We start from the raw sequence: 16,155 nt of genomic DNA on the forward strand, positions 1-16,155 counted from the left end.
CTTAGAAAAGCCGGGTTCAGCCCGGCTTTTTCAATGGGAAAAGCGCATGTGCGGCGACAAAGCCGACCTGTCGCGGTTTTCATGAGCGTCAAATGAACTAGATTGTCCGCTAGCAGCTATCGCGCAGAGGAGAAGGCATGACGGTTGGCCGAACGTTTCTCAGATCGATGCTGGTTGTGGCGGCTTTCGCCGGCGGCCTGCAGGCAGCCTTGGCGGATGAATGGCGCACCACCTCGTCGCTGATCGGCGACTCCAAATATGGCGACAACTTCCAGCACTATGATTACGTCAATCCGAACGCGCCGAAGGGCGGCTCGCTGAATTCGGTGGTGCTCGGCACGTTCGACAGCTTCAATCCCTATATCGTCCAGGGTTCCGCCGCGGCTGGCTTCGCCCCGTTCGGCGGCGGCTTGCTCTACGACACGCTGATGGAGCAGGCGACCGACGAAGGCAGCGTCAGCCATCCGCTGATCGCCGACGCCTACAAACATCCGGACGACTATTCGTCGGCGACCTACCGACTTGATCCGAGGGCCAAATGGCATGACGGCAAGCCGATCACCACCGACGATGTAATCTGGTCGTTTCAGGTGCTGAAGGCCAACAGCCCGATGTACAGCCGCTATTTCGAGAATGTCACCGATGCGGTCGCGGTTTCCGACCGCGAGGTGGAATTCCATTTCGACCAGAAGGGCAACCGGGAACTGCCCAAGATTCTCGGCGATCTCGTCGTGCTGCCAAAGCACTGGTGGGAAGGTACCGACGCCACCGGCAAGAAGCGCGACGTCACCAGGCCGACGCAGGAGCCGCCGCTGGGGTCGGCCGCGTACAAGATCGCCAGCTTCAAGCCGGGCTCCGAAATCGTCTGGCAGCGCGTGCCGGATTACTGGGCTGCCAAGCTGCCGGTGAAGATCGGCCGAGAAAACTTCGACAGGCAGCGTTTCAGCTACTTTCTCGACGACAATGCCTCCTGGCAGGCCTTCACCAAGGGCGGACTGCATGACATCAGGTCGGAAAACAGTTCGAGGCGCTGGAACACCGCCTATAATTTCCCGGCGGTCCAGTCAGGCGACGTCATCAAGCAGGAATTCAAGACCGCCTCACCCGAACCGATGCAGGCCTTCATGCTCAACACGAGGCGTCCGCTGTTTGGGGATCGTCTGGTGCGCGCCGCGCTGACTTACCCGCTCGACTTCGAGGCCATGAATCGTACCTTGTTCTTCGGTTCCAACACCCGTACCAGCAGTTACTTCCAAGGCACCGAACTGGCATCGAGCGGCCTGCCGCAAGGAAAGGAGCTGGAAATCCTCGAGCCATATCGCGACAAGCTGCCGCCCGAAGTCTTCACCCAGGAATTCAAGCTGCCGGTCTACGATTCGCCGCAGGCGGAACGCAAGTATCTCAAGACTGCGGTCGATCTCTTCGCCAAGGCGGGCTGGGTGATCAAGGGCGGCAAGATGGTCAATGCCAAGACAGGCGAGCCGTTCAAGTTCGAAATCCTCGGCTGGAACGATACCGACCAGGTCCTTTCCAGTCCCTATATCGCCAATCTGCGCAAGATCGGCGTCGACGCCACGCTGCGGCTGATCGACCAGACCCAATACATCAACCGCGTCAACAATTTCGATTTCGACGTCACCATATCGCAGTTGGGGCAGTCGGATTCGCCTGGCAACGAGCAGCGTGACTTCTGGAGTTCCAAGTCCGCAGACACGCCTGGATCGCGCAACTACGCCGGCATCAAGAATCCGGTCGTCGATGCGCTGGTCGACCGCGTCATCTTCGCGACCGACCGTGACGATCTGGTTGCTGCCACCCATGCGCTCGACCGGGTGCTGCTGTGGAATTACTATGTCGTGCCGCAACACCATCGGTCGGCGGTCTGGATAGCGTACTGGAACAAGTTCGGCATCCCGGAAAAGCAGCCGGCCTATAGCGGCGTCGACCAGAATTCCTGGTGGATCGATGCGGACAAGGAAAAGGCGCTGGCGGCAAAATACAAGAGTGGCAATTGATGGCGGCGCTCCCCCGCCGCGTCTCGCTGGCCCGCCGCGACTTTCTGGCCTTGGGCGTCGCGGCCACGACGGCAGCGCTGTTGCCCGGCCGCGCCTTCGCCGCCATCCCGACGGGGGTCAAGCTGCATGGTCTGTCGGCCTTCGGCGACCTCAAATATTCCCCAGGTTTCACGCATTTCGACTATGTCAATCCGGACGCGCCCAAGGGCGGCCAGATGAATTTCGCACCGCCGAACTCCACCTTCAATCAGAGCTTCCTGACGTTCAACACGCTGAATTCCCTGGTGTTGAGAGGGGATTCGCCGCCGCGCACCGAACTCTGTTTCGATTCGTTGATGGCAAGCGCGCTCGATGAGCCGGATGCGTTCTATGGGCTGCTTGCCGAGTCCGTTATCCTGTCTGAAGACCGCAATGGCTTCCGCTTCAATCTGCGACCGCAAGCGCGCTTCCATGACGGCACGCCACTGACCGCCGAGGATGTCGCCTTCGCATTGAAGCTTTACAAGGACAAGGGTCATCCGAACCTTTCCCAGACATTACGGCATATGACGGACGCGGCCGCGGTCGATCCGGTTACCGTGAACCTCACCTTCGACGGCAAGCAGTCGGCGCAAAATATCCTTGCGATCGTCGCCATGCCGATCGTGTCCAAAGTGTTTTATACGGCCAACGAATTCGATGCCTCGACGATGACACCGCCGCTCGGCTCCGGACCCTACAAAATAGGGCGCGTGGCGGCCGGACAGACCGTCGAATATGAGCGCGTCGCCGACTATTGGGGCAGGGATCTGGCGGTGAACCGCGGCCTCTACAATTTCGACCGCATCCGTATCGACTTCTATCTCGATCGCCAGGCAGCGTTTGAAGCCCTGAAAAAGGGTGACACGCATTTTCGCGAAGAATTTACCTCGCGGGTATGGGCGACCGGCTACGACTTTCCGGCGCTACAGGTCGGCAGGGTCGTCAAACGTGAATTTCCCGGCGAGAAAGCGCCGGACATGCAAGCGGTCGCGCTGAACCAGCGTCGTCCGCAATTCCGCGATGTGCGCGTCAGACGCGCGATCGCCAATTGCTTCGATTTCGAATGGACCAAGCGGGTTCTGTTTTACGGCGCCTACGAGCGCTCGCAATCGAACTTCGAGCGGTCGGATTACAAGGCCGAGGGCCTGCCCTCGCCCGAGGAATTGGCCCTGCTTGAGCCGTTTCGAGCCGAGTTGCCGCCGGAAACTTTCGGCGAAGCGGTGATGCAGCCTGTCTCCGACGGTTCGGGCCACGACCGCAAGCTGCTGCGCGCGGCTTCGAGACTGCTTGCCGAAGCCGGCTGGAAGCGGGCCGGCAATTTCGTTGTCAATGAAAAGGGCGAGCCACTGCGGGTGGAAATGCTGGCCGAGGACGACGGCATCGTTCGGCTTTTGTCGCCGTGGGCGGAGAACATGAAAACGATCGGCATCGACACTTCGATCCGGCAGGTCGATTCGACGCAATATGAACAGCGGCAGAGCAATTTCGATTTCGATTTCACCCTGCTCGCCTGGTCGATCGGGGCGACGCCGACTGCCGACGGCCTGGAGATACTCTACGATTCGCGGATGGCGAAAACGCCGGGGATGCGCAATTATCCCGGCACGGAAAGCAAGGCCATCGATGCGCTGATCGAGACAGCCGGCAAGGCGCAGAGCCGGATCGAACTGATCACGGCGCTCAAAGCACTCGATCGGGTCTTGCGCGCGCGGCTAGACTGGATTCCAACATATTATCTCGCGAATCACCGAGTCGCCTATTGGAACATGTTCGGCTTTCCCGAGCAGAAGCCCGATTTCGGCTTTCCGGTCGAGGCGCTGTGGTGGTTCGACAAGGACAAGGCGGCAAAGATTGGCAAAGGGTGAATTTCCTGCAGGCGTCGGCGCCGCCCCTCACCTGCCTGCCGGCATCCTCTCCCCGTATAGCGACGGGGAGAGGGGCGCTTTCATCGACGGTTTCGCCAATCACAAGCGAGGCAATAAAGGCGCCAAGATTGCGGCCAGCCCCTTTCTCCCCGTCGCTATACGGGGAGAAATGTCCGGCAGGACAATGAGGGGCGGCGCTGCCGTCGACGATTGGTCTGAAGCAGTGCTCTTCCTCGGGATGGACAATTTCTGATGGGCGCCTATATCCTGCGCCGCATCCTGCTGATGATCCCGACCCTGTTCGGCATCATGGCGGTGTCGTTCGCCGTCATCCAGTTCGCGCCGGGCGGACCGGTCGAGCAGGTCATCGCACGGCTGACCAACCAGGGCGGCAGCGATCGCCTTGGCGGCGGCGGCGGTGACGCCGGCGCCAGCAATATCGACGTGGCCGGCGATGCCGGTTCGAGATATCGCGGCGCGCAAGGGCTCGACCCCGAGTTCATCGCCAAGCTGGAAAAGCAGTTCGGCTTCGACAAGCCGCCGCTCGAGCGCTTCGGCATGATGCTGTGGAACTATTTCCGGTTCGATTTCGGCGACAGCTATTTCCGCGACATTTCAGTGATCGATCTGATCCTGGAGAAGATGCCGGTGTCGATCTCGATCGGACTGTGGATCACGCTGCTGTCCTACCTGATCTCGATCCCGCTCGGCATCCGCAAGGCCGTCAAGGACGGCACGGCATTCGACGTATGGACCAGCGGCGTCGTCATCGTAGGGTACGCCATTCCGGGCTTCCTGTTCGGCATCCTGCTGATGGTGCTGTTTGCCGGCGGATCGTTCTACGACTGGTTCCCGCTGCGCGGCATCACCTCCGACAATTGGGACCAGTTGTCCTGGCCGGCGCGGATCGTCGACTATCTCTGGCACATGACCCTGCCGCTGACGGCGCTGGTGCTGTCGGCCTTCGCCACCACGACGCTTTTGACCAAGAATTCGTTCCTCGAGGAAATCCGCAAGCAATATGTGGTGACCGCCCGCGCCAAGGGTCTGTCGGAACGACAAGTTCTCTACGGTCACGTCTTCCGCAACGCCATGCTGATCGTCGTCGCCGGCTTTCCGGGCGCCTTCATCTCGGCCTTCTTCACCGGCTCGCTGCTGATCGAGAACATCTTTTCGCTCGACGGCCTCGGCCTGCTCGGTTTCAGGTCGGTGGTCGAGCGCGACTATCCGGTGGTATTCGCCAATCTCTACATCTTCTCGCTGCTTGGCCTGATCGTCGGGCTGCTGTCCGACCTGATCTACACCTGGGTCGACCCGCGCATCGACTTCGAGCGGAGGGACGTCTGATGGCCGGGGCCGCAGCCGAAACGGCGCCGGGCCGGAGCGCACGGCCCTGGCTGTCGCCGCTCAACCAGCGGCGGCTGCAGAATTTCAGGGCCAACCGGCGCGGCTACTGGTCGTTGTGGATCTTCCTCGTGCTTTTCGTGCTGTCGCTGTTTTCCGAATGGATCGCCAACGACAAGCCGGTGCTCGTCTCCTACAAAGGCGAGATCCTTTTTCCGGTCGTGGTCGCTTATCCCGAGGAGAAGTTCGGCGGCTTTTACGCGGTCACCGACTATCGCGACCCGGTCATCCAGGACGAGATCAATGCCCACGGCTGGATGATCTGGCCGCCGGTCCGCTACTCCTACCGGACCGTCAACAACGCCATCCCCGAGGCGGCACCGACCAAGCCGTCCTGGCTCTATGACGTCAAGACACGTTGCAACCAGTATCCGCAAGGTGCGGCCGACCCGAATTGCGTCGTCGGCAACTGGAACTGGCTGGGCACCGATGACCAGGCGCGCGACGTGCTGGCGCGCGTCATCTACGGATTCAGGGTCTCGGTGCTGTTCGGCCTGATCCTCACCGCCGGCTCGGCGGTGATCGGCGTGACGGCCGGCGCATTGCAGGGTTATTTCGGCGGCTGGACCGACCTTCTGTTCCAGCGCTTCATAGAAATCTGGTCGGCGATCCCGGTGCTTTATCTGCTCCTCATCGTCGCCGCCATCCTGCCGCCCGGCTTCTTCATCCTGCTCGGGCTGATGCTGCTGTTCTCCTGGGTAGCGCTGGTCGGCGTGGTGCGGGCCGAGTTCCTGCGCGCCCGCAACTTCGAATATGTCAACGCCGCGCGCGCGCTGGGCGTACCCAACGGAACTATCATGTTCCGGCATCTGTTGCCCAACGCCATGGTGGCGACGCTGACCTTCCTGCCCTTCCTGCTCAGCGGCTCGATCTCGACGCTGACCTCGCTCGACTACCTTGGCTTCGGCCTGCCGCCCGGCTCGGCCTCGCTGGGCGAGCTTCTCAAGCAGGCGCAGCGCAACCTCAACGCACCGTGGCTAGGCATCTCCGGCTTCGTCGTCATCTCGCTGATGCTGTCGCTGCTGGTCTTCGTCGGCGAAGCGACCCGCGACGCCTTCGATCCGCGCAAGACGTTCAGATGAGCGAAGCCCCTCTCCTCTCGGTGCAAGACCTCAGCGTTGCCTTCGCTCAGGAAGGCCGCCAGTCGATGGCCGTCGACCACATCTCCTTCGACATCGCCAAGGGCGAAACGGTGGCGCTGGTCGGCGAATCCGGCTCCGGCAAGTCGGTCTCGGCGCTGTCGGTGCTGAAGCTGCTGCCCTATCCGGCCGCCAACCATCCGTCGGGAAAGATCCTGTTCCAGGGCGCCGATCTGCTCGCTGCTGACGAGAAGGCATTGCGCCGCGTGCGCGGCAACAAGATCACCATGATCTTTCAGGAGCCGATGACCTCGCTCAACCCGCTGCACACGATCGAGCAGCAGATCGTCGAGGTGCTGACGCTGCACCAAGGCCTGGGTGACCGCCAAGCCAAGGCGCGCACTCTGGAGCTGCTCAACGAGGTCGGCATCCGCGAGCCGGAGAAGCGGCTCGACGCTTATCCGCACCAGCTTTCCGGCGGCCAGCGCCAGCGCGTCATGATCGCCATGGCGCTGGCCAACGAGCCGGAACTGCTGATCGCCGACGAGCCGACGACCGCACTCGACGTCACTGTGCAGGCGCAGATCCTCGAGCTGCTCGCGGAGTTGAAGAGCCGCAAAGGCATGTCGATGCTGTTCATCACCCACGATCTCGGCATCGTCAGAAAGATCGCCGACCGGGTCTGCGTGATGACCAAGGGCAAGATCGTCGAAACCGGGCCGACGAAGGAAATCTTCGCCAACCCGCAGCACAGCTATACGCGGCATTTGCTTGCCGCCGAACCCAGGGGCAAGCCGCCCGCCGCCAACGCAGCCGCCAGGCCAGTGATGACCGGCCAGGACATAAAAGTCTGGTTTCCGATCAAGAAAGGCTTTTTCCGGCGCACCGTCGACAATGTGAAGGCGGTCGACGGCATCGACGTCACCGTGCGCGCCGGCCAGACGCTCGGCGTCGTCGGCGAATCCGGCTCGGGCAAGACGACGCTCGGCCTGGCGCTGGCCAGGATGATCTCGTCGACCGGGACCATCCAGTTCAACGGGCGCGATATCAACGAGCTGTCATTCAACGCCATGCGGCCGCTGCGGCGCGAGTTGCAGATCGTCTTCCAGGATCCGTTCGGGTCGTTGAGTCCGCGCATGTCGGTCGCCGAGATCATCGAGGAAGGGCTGAAGATCCACGAGCCGAAACTGTCGCCCGATGAGCGCGACAATCGCATTGTCGATGTGCTCGGTGAAGTCGGGCTCGATCCCGCCACGCGCAATCGCTATCCGCACGAGTTTTCCGGCGGCCAGCGCCAACGCATCGCCATCGCCCGCGCCATGGTGCTCAACCCGCGCTTCGTCATGCTGGACGAGCCGACCTCGGCGCTCGATATGAGCGTGCAGGCGCAGGTGGTCGACCTTCTGCGCAGCCTGCAGGCGAAGCACGATCTCGCCTATCTGTTCATCAGCCACGACCTCAAGGTCATCCGTGCGCTTGCCAACGACGTCATCGTTATGCGCAATGGCAGGATCGTCGAGGCCGGCCCGTCCGAACAGATTTTCGAACGGCCGCAGACCGACTATACCAAGGCGCTGATCTCGGCCGCATTCAGGATCGAAACGGCGCCGGTCGGCATCGTCAGCGAGTAGGCTGTACCGCATAAAGGAAAAAGAACCCGCCATGGAAAAAGGCCGTATCCTGCTTGCCCTCACCGGTATCCATCCGGGCCGTTGGCGCGAACTCTTGGCGGCCGAACGCGAGGTGGTGCTCGAGCCGGAAGGCGCCAGCGATCCTTCGATCACCTATGCGGTGGTTTGGAAGCAGCGGCCGAACCTTCTGTCGTCCCTGCCCAATCTGCGCGCTGTCTTTTCGATCGGCGCCGGCGTCGACCACATCTTCGCCGATCCCACTTTGCCCGACGTGCCGATCGTCAAGGTCGTGGCCGACAATTTGACCCAGTACATGACCGAATATGTCGTCTGGCGGGTGCTCGATCACCATCGGCAGGGCCTGCTTTACCGGTCGCAGCAGCAAAGGAAGATCTGGCACGAGTCGCCGCAGCGGCCGGCCGGCGACATCTCCATCGGCATCATGGGGCTTGGCACGCTTGGCCGCGCGGCGGCGTCGGTGCTTTTGTCACTCGGCTTTGCGGTCAATGGCTGGTCGCGCAGCGAGCGGCCGATGGACGGCGTTGCAACCTATGCGGGTGAGGCCGGATTGATCCCCTTCCTCAACGCCACCGACATTCTGGTGGTGCTTTTGCCACTCACTGCGCAGACGCATGGCATCATCAACTATGGCGTGCTGAAGGAGTTGAGGAAACGCAACGGCCTAGGCGGCTCGGTGCTGATCAATGCCGGGCGCGGCAAGTTGCAGAAGGACGCCGACATTCTGCGTGCGCTGGAGGACGGCACGCTCAAGGAGGCGAGCCTCGACGTGTTCGAGGTCGAGCCGCTGCCGAAGACCAGCCGGCTGTGGAACCACCCGAAGGTGTTCGTGACCCCGCATGCGGCGGCGACCTCCGATCCCGTGCATCTGGTGCCGATCATGCTGCGCCAGATGGCCGCCTTCGAGCGCGGCGAGAAGCTCGAGAACGTCGTCGATCGCAACGCCGGGTATTAACCCGGCTTGCCACATTCGCGGCGGGCGATCGACCGGTTCATGGCGTCGATCCGGCCGCTTGCCTGTTCGGCGTCGCGCTGGGCCTTGGAACGGGCGTCCGGCGTGAACGGGCCGAGGCCCACCCCGGGATCGGAGAAGGATGGCTTGGCATCCTGCGAAAGGCGGTATTGCTGCGCCAGCCGGTTTCGTTGCGCCAGCAATTGATCGCACGGCACGCTGTCATATTGCAGCGAGGACTGGACATTCGCGTCCTGTCGCTCGGCGATCGAGGTGCCGACGCAACCGGCTATTGCCAGGCAAGATGCCAAGACCACCAAGTTCCAGCGCATGCAACGTCCTCCGTATCGGTGTCCTGCCCTTTCGGGCATGCAAATCGGACTTTTTCGCAGCCGCCGCCACGTGTGGAGCAGGTGAACGAAAAGGGCCGCCGGACAAGGCCTGAAGCGATTTCGCGATGGAGATCCCGCCGGCAGTTGCCTGTATGCCGAGTCAGCAGTCACTTGCAACAGGCTTCCCGCGCCGGAATTAGCAACTATCTTGGAGCCATGCGCGCCAGCGACCTGCTTCACCCCCGGCCCGAGGGCCTCTATTGCCCGCCCGGCGATTTCTTCATCGATCCGGTGCGGCAGGTCAGCCGGGCGCTGATCACACACGGCCATTCCGACCATGCCCGTTCCGGCCACCGCTCGGTGCTGGCTACACAACAGACGCTGGACATCATGCGGCTGCGCTACGGCGAGGGTTTTGCCGGGACGACGCAAGCGGCAGCACTTGGCGAGGCGATTGCGCTGAACGGCGTCACCGTAACCTTCCATCCGGCCGGCCATGTGCTGGGCTCGGCGCAGATCGAGGTCGTGCATCAGGGCTCATGCATCGTCGCTTCGGGCGACTACAAGCGCCAGAGGGACGCGACTTGCGAGCCGTTCGAACCGGTCAAGTGCGACGTGTTCATCACCGAGGCGACTTTCGGCCTGCCGGTGTTCCGTCATCCGCCCGATACCGAAGAGATCGCCCGGCTGCTGAAATCGACGGCGCAGTTTCCCGAACGCGCGCATCTGGTCGGCGCCTATGCGCTCGGCAAGGCGCAGCGCGTCATGCGCTTGCTGCGCGACGCCGGCTACGACAGGCCGATCTATATCCACGGCGCGCTGGCCAAGCTCAGCAACTACTATCAGAATCAGGGCATCGAGCTCGGGACGCTGGAGCCGGCGACCGTCGAAAGCAGTGGCAAGGAGGATTTCACCGGTGCCATCGTCGTCGGCCCGCCATCGGCGTTCGCCGACCGCTGGGCGCGGCGCTTTCCCGATCCGATCTCGTGCTTTGCCTCCGGCTGGATGCGCATCCGCCAGCGCGCCAAGCAGGGCGGCGTCGAGCTGCCGCTGATCGTTTCCGACCATGCCGACTGGGACGAACTGACCGCCACGATAAGGGAAACCGGCGCCGGGGAAATCTGGGTGACGCATGGCCGCGAGGAGGCCCTGGTGCGCTGGTGCGAACTCGAAGGCATCGCTGCCAGGCCGCTGCATCTCGTCGGCTATGAGGATGAGGGCGATTGATGGCAATTATTGATCCATCAAATGCCGGCGCCGCGATCCTTCACACCCCCCTCTGGCCTGCCGGCCATCTCCCCCGCAAGGGGGGAGATCGGATGTCGCCACTGGTTTCGCCAATCTCCAACGTTGGAGGAATGAGCGCGGGGCCGAAGCTGCCAATCTCCCCCCTTGCGGGGGAGATGGCCGGCAGGCCAGAGGGGGGTGGCGTGGAGTGCAAACTCATCTTATTGGCGCGGCCCGCATTATGAACCGCTTCGCCGAACTCCTCGACCGCCTCGTGCTGACGCCGTCGCGCAACGGCAAGCTGACGCTGTTGAGCGATTATTTCCGCAGCGTCGAGGATCCGGATCGCGGCCTGGCGCTGGCTGCCATCACCGGCGACCTGACCATCGCGGCGGTCAAGCCGGCGATGCTGCGCGCGCTGGTCATGGAGCGCATGGACCCGGTGCTGTTCGGCTATTCCTACGACTATGTCGGCGACCTGGCGGAGACGGTGTCGCTGGTCTGGCCGCAATCGCCGGCGGATATCGCCAACCATCAGCCGACGCTCGCCGAGGTCGTCGCGAAATTGCAGGCGGCGAGCCGTTCCGACGGGCCGAAGGTGTTGGCCCGGCTGCTCGACAGCGCCAGCATCTCGGCGCGCTTCGCCATCATCAAGCTGGTCACCGGCGGCCTGCGCATCGGCGTTTCGGCGCGATTGGCCAAGCAGGCGCTGGCCGATCTCGGCAAGGTCGACATCGCCGAAATCGAAGAACTCTGGCATGGGCTGGCGCCACCCTATGCCGAGCTGTTCGCCTGGCTGGAGGGCAAGGCAGACAAACCCAAGAAGACGGCGCTGGCGCTGTTCCGGCCGGTGATGCTGTCCAACCCGATCGGTGACGGCGACTTCGAAAAGCTCGACCCGGCCGACTATGCCGCCGAGTGGAAGTGGGACGGCATCCGCGTCCAGGCGGTCTCGGAAGGCGGCATTCGTCGGCTCTATTCGCGCACCGGGGACGACGTCTCCGGGGCTTTTCCTGACCTCGCCGAGGCGATGGATTTTTCCGCCACCCTCGACGGCGAGCTTCTGGTCGGCGATCCCCGGCAGGCGACCGGCACGTTCTCGGACCTGCAGCAGCGGCTGAACCGCAAGAGCGTGACGCCGAAGATCCAGCAGCAATACCCGGCGTTCATGCGCTGCTACGACGTGCTTCAGATCGGCGACGAGGACTTGCGCATGCGCCCTTTCCGCGAGCGGCGCGGCCGCCTCGAAGCCTTCGTGCAGACGCTCGATCCGAGCCGCTTCGATCTTTCGCCGCTGGTCGAATTCACCGACTGGCAGGCGCTGGAGGAATTGCGCCGCAAGCCGCTGCATCCGGTCATCGAAGGCGTGATGCTGAAGCGCTGGGATTCGCCCTATCTCACCGGCCGGCCGAAAGGCCCATGGTTCAAGTGGAAGCGCGACCCACACACAATCGACGCCGTGCTGATGTATGCCCAGCGCGGCCACGGCAAGCGTTCGAGTTTCTATTCCGACTACACGTTCGGCGTGTGGTCCGGCCCGGAAGGATCGGAGGAACTGGTGCCGGTGGGGAAAGCCTATTTCGGTTTCACCGACGAGGAACTGAGGCAGATCGACAAATATGTCCGCGACAACACGATCGAGCGCTTCGGCCCGGTCCGCTCGGTGCGGGCCGACCGCAGACAAGGCCTGGTGATGGAGGTGGCGTTCGAAGGGCTTAACCGCTCGACACGGCACAAATCCGGTGTCGCCATGCGCTTTCCGCGCATTTCACGGCTGCGCTGGGACAAGCCGGCGGCCGAAGCCGACCGCATCGAGACGCTGCAGGCGCTGCTCGATAGTTAGAGCGACGTGCGTCCAATTGGACGCACAAAGTACGCTCTAACAGTTATAATCTACGCATCGTGCTTTCCGAAAATCGATTCCGATTTTCGGGCCGATGCATTGAGGCTCAAGGAACAATCGCGACGCGGATCTCGTAGATGTCGACCGACTTGCCCTGCTTGTCGAAGTCGGAATTGATGGCGATGGTGCCGGCAGCGCCCGGACGCTTGTCGGGAAACCGCACATCGAAGAGGTATTCGTTGCGCTCGTGGCCGACCGCGTAGCGCTTGCGGCCGCAGTCGCCGAGTTCGCCGAAATTGCAGTCGACGGAGATCTGCGTCTCCTGGCCCTCCTCGGAGCGGGCGATGATGTCGAACGTGGCGTGCTTGCCGGCGAGTTTGTCCAAGACGCCTTGCTCGACGTCGAAGCTGATCGCCGAACCGGAGGCGCCCGACCGGATGCGCAGGAAAGAACCGCTGTCGTCCTGCATGACTTCGGCCTTGGCGTCCGAAGGCGCGCTGACAAGCGTCGGGTCGCTCGGTGAAAACACATTGATCCAGTCGCGCGCCTCATCCGCCTCGCCGGCGTTCAGCGGCGGGGCCGTGTCGCCTGGCGGCGTGAAATCATCGTCTTCCACCGTCGGTGGCGTTTGCGGCGGGGCGGTGTCGAGTTCGGCCGCCGACTTGAAGACGCCGGTCTGGGCAGCGAAATAGAGGCCGATGCCGGCGGCTGCGAGCAGCGTCACGCCGAGGAAAATCGCGGTGAGAGGCAGGCGGGGACCTCTCACCCGCCTGTCGTCGCGGTCGGGCATCACCTCTGCGTCGCCGTCTCCGGCCGATTGGGGGGACGACAAGTCGATCTCCGGCGCATCGGGATAAGCCCCTTCGGGCATGATGTCGGGAACGACCGGCAAGACGCGCGAGCGCGGCGCATCGGAAGCTGGGGGTGCGTCGGAAGCAGGAGGCGCGACCGATGCAGGAGGCTCAGCCGGACCGTCGACAACGACCTCAGGCGGCGGCGCTGGTTCAGCGTCGGCGCCGGCATCCGGTTCGGCATCGGCCTCGGGTTCGGCATCCGCTTCGCTGCCAGCCGGCTGCTCCGGTGCTGCAGCGTCGTCATCGGTCGGCCGGCCGACAGCGGGAACCGCCGGCAGGAATTCGGATTCGATTTCGGTTATCTTGGCCTGCACCGCCTTGCGGCGCTTGATGGCGACTTCCACCGTCACGTTCGGGTTGGCCTGCAGGGCACGGTCAAGTGCGGCGAAGGCCGATCGGTAGACCCGCTCGCGAAACGCGCGGTCTTCGGCATTGCCTTTCTCGAAGGCATTCCGGATCGCTTTTTCGATCGCGTCCAACGGGGACCCCCTGCACGTATGGTCACATTGTCATGATCGTTAGCCGCAGGCGACCGATCAATCAACGGGCCAGCGGCCGCATTCTGCCTTGGCGATGCATCGAAAGCCGATTTCGGCGGTTTTCGGTAAAAGAATCAACATTTTTCGCCGGTTTCCCGATGCATCGCCAACACGACAAGCACAACCTGGCGTTGAGGCTTCGCGCAATCGCATGGCCGGTCGGAGGGGCGGTCGCTTATAGGCCCGGGATGAGCCGACACGAATTGCCAAGTCCCATCTTGAATTTGTGGCGGGTTGCGTCTATCACCCAGCGCATCTTGGAGGCCTTGGCTTCCCGGGCCGCTTTAGCTCAGTTGGTAGAGCACATCATTCGTAATGATGGGGTCAGGTGTTCGAGTCACCTAAGCGGCACCACTAATCCGCTGATACCATTGCGCTTTCTGTCGTATCGAAACGCAACGTTTCGAATGATCTAAAAATGTGGCAAAAAGTGCGGCAGCGAGGATGGTCGGCCCTTTCGCAAGCGCCACTGCGCGGCATCACTGCGACGCTGCTGCCGGCGTCAGTCGCAATATCTTTCCCGCTGGTTCGTCGGTCAGAGCCATGACCGCGCCGTCGGGAGCTTGCACCACGTCCCGGATACGCCTGCCGAGAGCGAGGACTTCCTCGCCGGCGACCTGCTTTCCATCGATCCTGACACGAACGATGCCTTCCGCCGACAGTCCGCCAATCAAGAGGTCGCCGCGCCAATCGGCAAACATGTCGCCGGTGTAGAAGGTCATGCCGGAAGGCGAGATGACGGGTGTCCAGCTATGGATGGAGTCGGCAAACTCCGGCCGCGTCGACGGTTCGGGGATGCGTTCGCCCGAATAGTGCCGGCCCCAGCTGACCAAGGGCCAGCCGTGATTCCTGCCCGCTTGCGGAATGTTCAGCTCATCGCCGCCGAGCGGTCCCATTTCCGCCGTCCAGAGCACGCCGGTTTGGGGATGGAGCGCAGCACTTTGCACATTGCGATGGCCGTAGGACCAGATCTCGTCGGCGCCGTTCTTGCCGACGAAGGGATTGTCGTCAGGCACGGAACCATCGGGGTTGATGCGGACGATCGTGCCGAGATGATTGTTCGGGTCCTGCGCCTCTCGCATCTTGCCGCGCTCACCGAGCGTGACGAAGAGCTTGCCATCCGGCGCGAATACCAGGCGGGAGCCGTAGTGCAGCCGGCTGGATACGGCTGGTTCCTGCCGGAAGATCACTTCGAAGTTCGAAAGCGCGCTGCCGTTCTCGTCCAGGCGTCCACGGCCGACCGAGGTGGCCGCGCCGCCGCCGCGTTGCTCCGAATAGGAGAGATAAACCGTTCGGTTGTCGGCAAAGTCCGGATCGAGCGCCACATCCAGCAGACCGCCTTGTCCGCTGGCAAGGACGTCCGGCACACCGTCGATCGGGTCGGAAACGGCTTCGTCGGTCGAGACGAGCCGCAGCCGCCCCGGACGCTCGGTGACCAGCAACGCGCCGTCGGGCAGGTAGGTCGCGCCCCAGGGATGCTCGAGCCCTTCGGCAAAGGTCTCGACCGCAACGCGGCCTGTTTCGCTCTCGATGCTGTCCTGCGCGAGCGTGGTCGAGGGCGCACCGAAGGCGAGAAGAAGAGACGAAGCAATGAGTATCCGCAGCATGATTTCTCCATCCGAACGGAGGCATAGGGACCGGCTCCCCGATATAATGACCGACTGCCGATGCAGTTCCAAGCTGGCGCCGCGCCCCAGGTTTTCAGCTATGGTCAGGTCGAGGTCCGCGAGAGTTCGGCCTGGCACTCTCGGCGTGCCTCTCGATAAAGAAGTCAAATGAGCGCGAACTGAAAACCAATTGAGACACAACTGAAACACATCCAGGCGCAGGCGACATGCATGCGAAACGCTTTGGGGCGATGGTCGCCGCAAGAGCAGGAACGCAGGAGCGTCGCCGATGACACCCGACCAGACCAGACTTGTCCAGGACAGTTTTCGCGAGATCGTGCCGATCCGCGTGGCCGCCTCCGCGCTGTTCTACGAGCGCCTGTTCGCGATCGACGCGGATCTTCGCGCGCTGTTTCCGGTGACATACATGTCCAAGCAAGGCGCCAAGCTGATAGCGAGCCTCGGCTTCGTCGTGCATGGACTGGACCGAGCCGACACCATCCTGCCGACGGTGCGCGTGCTCGCCAGGCGTCACGTGACTTACGGTGTCGAGGAGCGTCATTACCCGATCGTCGGGCAAGCGCTCATCGAGACGCTGGCGGCCGGCCTCGGCACGGCTTTTACGCCGGCTGTCCGCGAGGCTTGGGAGGCGGCCTACGGGTTGCTCGCCAGCGTAATGATCGCGGCTGCCCGTGAGGATCAGCTCGCCGCGTAATTTTTGGGGATGCAGCCGCAGGCGACCACCCACCCAAACGACAATTCCAAATG

General features: G+C 62.9%; 13 protein-coding genes and 1 tRNA gene. 11 read left to right on the forward strand and 3 right to left on the reverse strand.

The window, feature by feature from the left end; translation table 11 throughout:
• Window positions 1-137: 137 nt before the first annotated feature.
• From AC0L3H_RS07620 to AC0L3H_RS07650, 7 genes are read left to right on the forward strand one after another with little or no spacing between them, the layout of a single operon-like run.
• The gene (locus AC0L3H_RS07620; RefSeq protein ID WP_473585023.1) at window positions 138-2,015 is read left to right on the forward strand and encodes an extracellular solute-binding protein; all 1,878 of its coding nucleotides are present in this window, start codon (window positions 138-140) and stop codon (window positions 2,013-2,015) included.
• A complete protein-coding gene (locus AC0L3H_RS07625) occupies window positions 2,015-3,901 on the forward strand; it encodes an extracellular solute-binding protein (RefSeq protein WP_473585024.1) in 1,887 nt (628 codons plus the stop codon). Before AC0L3H_RS07620 ends, AC0L3H_RS07625 begins: the two co-directional genes overlap by 1 nt.
• Window positions 3,888-4,154, forward strand: coding sequence for a hypothetical protein (locus tag AC0L3H_RS07630; RefSeq protein WP_473585025.1), 267 nt, complete (start codon window positions 3,888-3,890; stop codon window positions 4,152-4,154). Before AC0L3H_RS07625 ends, AC0L3H_RS07630 begins: the two co-directional genes overlap by 14 nt.
• Window positions 4,154-5,248 (forward strand): microcin C ABC transporter permease YejB, encoded by a 1,095-nt coding sequence (locus AC0L3H_RS07635; RefSeq protein ID WP_473585026.1) that lies wholly within the window; start codon window positions 4,154-4,156, stop codon window positions 5,246-5,248. The genes AC0L3H_RS07630 and AC0L3H_RS07635 overlap by 1 nt, the downstream gene beginning before the upstream one ends.
• The gene (locus tag AC0L3H_RS07640; protein ID WP_128174062.1) at window positions 5,248-6,387 is read left to right on the forward strand and encodes an ABC transporter permease; all 1,140 of its coding nucleotides are present in this window, start codon (window positions 5,248-5,250) and stop codon (window positions 6,385-6,387) included. Before AC0L3H_RS07635 ends, AC0L3H_RS07640 begins: the two co-directional genes overlap by 1 nt.
• Window positions 6,384-8,015 carry an ABC transporter ATP-binding protein gene (locus AC0L3H_RS07645; RefSeq protein ID WP_473585027.1) on the forward strand — a complete coding sequence of 544 codons (1,632 nt, stop codon included), beginning with the start codon at window positions 6,384-6,386 and terminating at the stop codon, window positions 8,013-8,015. Before AC0L3H_RS07640 ends, AC0L3H_RS07645 begins: the two co-directional genes overlap by 4 nt.
• 31 nt (window positions 8,016-8,046) lie before the next feature.
• The gene (locus AC0L3H_RS07650) at window positions 8,047-8,988 is read left to right on the forward strand and encodes a 2-hydroxyacid dehydrogenase (protein ID WP_473585028.1); all 942 of its coding nucleotides are present in this window, start codon (window positions 8,047-8,049) and stop codon (window positions 8,986-8,988) included.
• Here the strand turns inward: AC0L3H_RS07650 and AC0L3H_RS07655 are convergent.
• Window positions 8,985-9,317: a hypothetical protein gene (locus AC0L3H_RS07655; protein ID WP_473585029.1), complete on the reverse strand. Its 333-nt coding sequence runs from the start codon at window positions 9,315-9,317 to the stop codon at window positions 8,985-8,987. The genes AC0L3H_RS07650 and AC0L3H_RS07655 overlap by 4 nt on opposite strands.
• 216 nt (window positions 9,318-9,533) lie before the next feature.
• Between AC0L3H_RS07655 and AC0L3H_RS07660 the strand changes: the two genes are divergently transcribed.
• Complete coding sequence (locus AC0L3H_RS07660) at window positions 9,534-10,544, forward strand: ligase-associated DNA damage response exonuclease (RefSeq protein WP_473585030.1); 1,011 nt, start codon at window positions 9,534-9,536, stop codon at window positions 10,542-10,544.
• 241 nt (window positions 10,545-10,785) lie between these two features.
• On the forward strand, window positions 10,786-12,387 hold the full coding sequence (locus AC0L3H_RS07665) for a cisplatin damage response ATP-dependent DNA ligase (protein ID WP_473585059.1): 1,602 nt from the start codon (window positions 10,786-10,788) through the stop codon (window positions 12,385-12,387).
• A 106-nt stretch (window positions 12,388-12,493) separates the two neighbouring features.
• Here the strand turns inward: AC0L3H_RS07665 and AC0L3H_RS07670 are convergent, their stop codons facing one another.
• Window positions 12,494-13,720, reverse strand: coding sequence for a hypothetical protein (locus tag AC0L3H_RS07670; protein WP_473585031.1), 1,227 nt, complete (start codon window positions 13,718-13,720; stop codon window positions 12,494-12,496).
• Between the two features lie 338 nt (window positions 13,721-14,058).
• Here AC0L3H_RS07670 and AC0L3H_RS07675 point away from each other — a divergent pair.
• Window positions 14,059-14,134 (forward strand) — tRNA-Thr (locus AC0L3H_RS07675).
• A gap of 125 nt (window positions 14,135-14,259) precedes the next feature.
• Here the strand turns inward: AC0L3H_RS07675 and AC0L3H_RS07680 are convergent.
• Complete coding sequence (locus tag AC0L3H_RS07680; protein ID WP_473585032.1) at window positions 14,260-15,387, reverse strand: PQQ-dependent sugar dehydrogenase; 1,128 nt, start codon at window positions 15,385-15,387, stop codon at window positions 14,260-14,262.
• Window positions 15,388-15,676: 289 nt separating this feature from the next.
• Here AC0L3H_RS07680 and AC0L3H_RS07685 point away from each other — a divergent pair, with 289 nt between their 5' ends.
• Window positions 15,677-16,102 carry a globin family protein gene (locus AC0L3H_RS07685; RefSeq protein WP_473490571.1) on the forward strand — a complete coding sequence of 142 codons (426 nt, stop codon included), beginning with the start codon at window positions 15,677-15,679 and terminating at the stop codon, window positions 16,100-16,102.
• Window positions 16,103-16,155: the final 53 nt, after the last annotated feature.

It is taken from the genome of Mesorhizobium sp. WSM4816 (genome assembly GCF_055811535.1).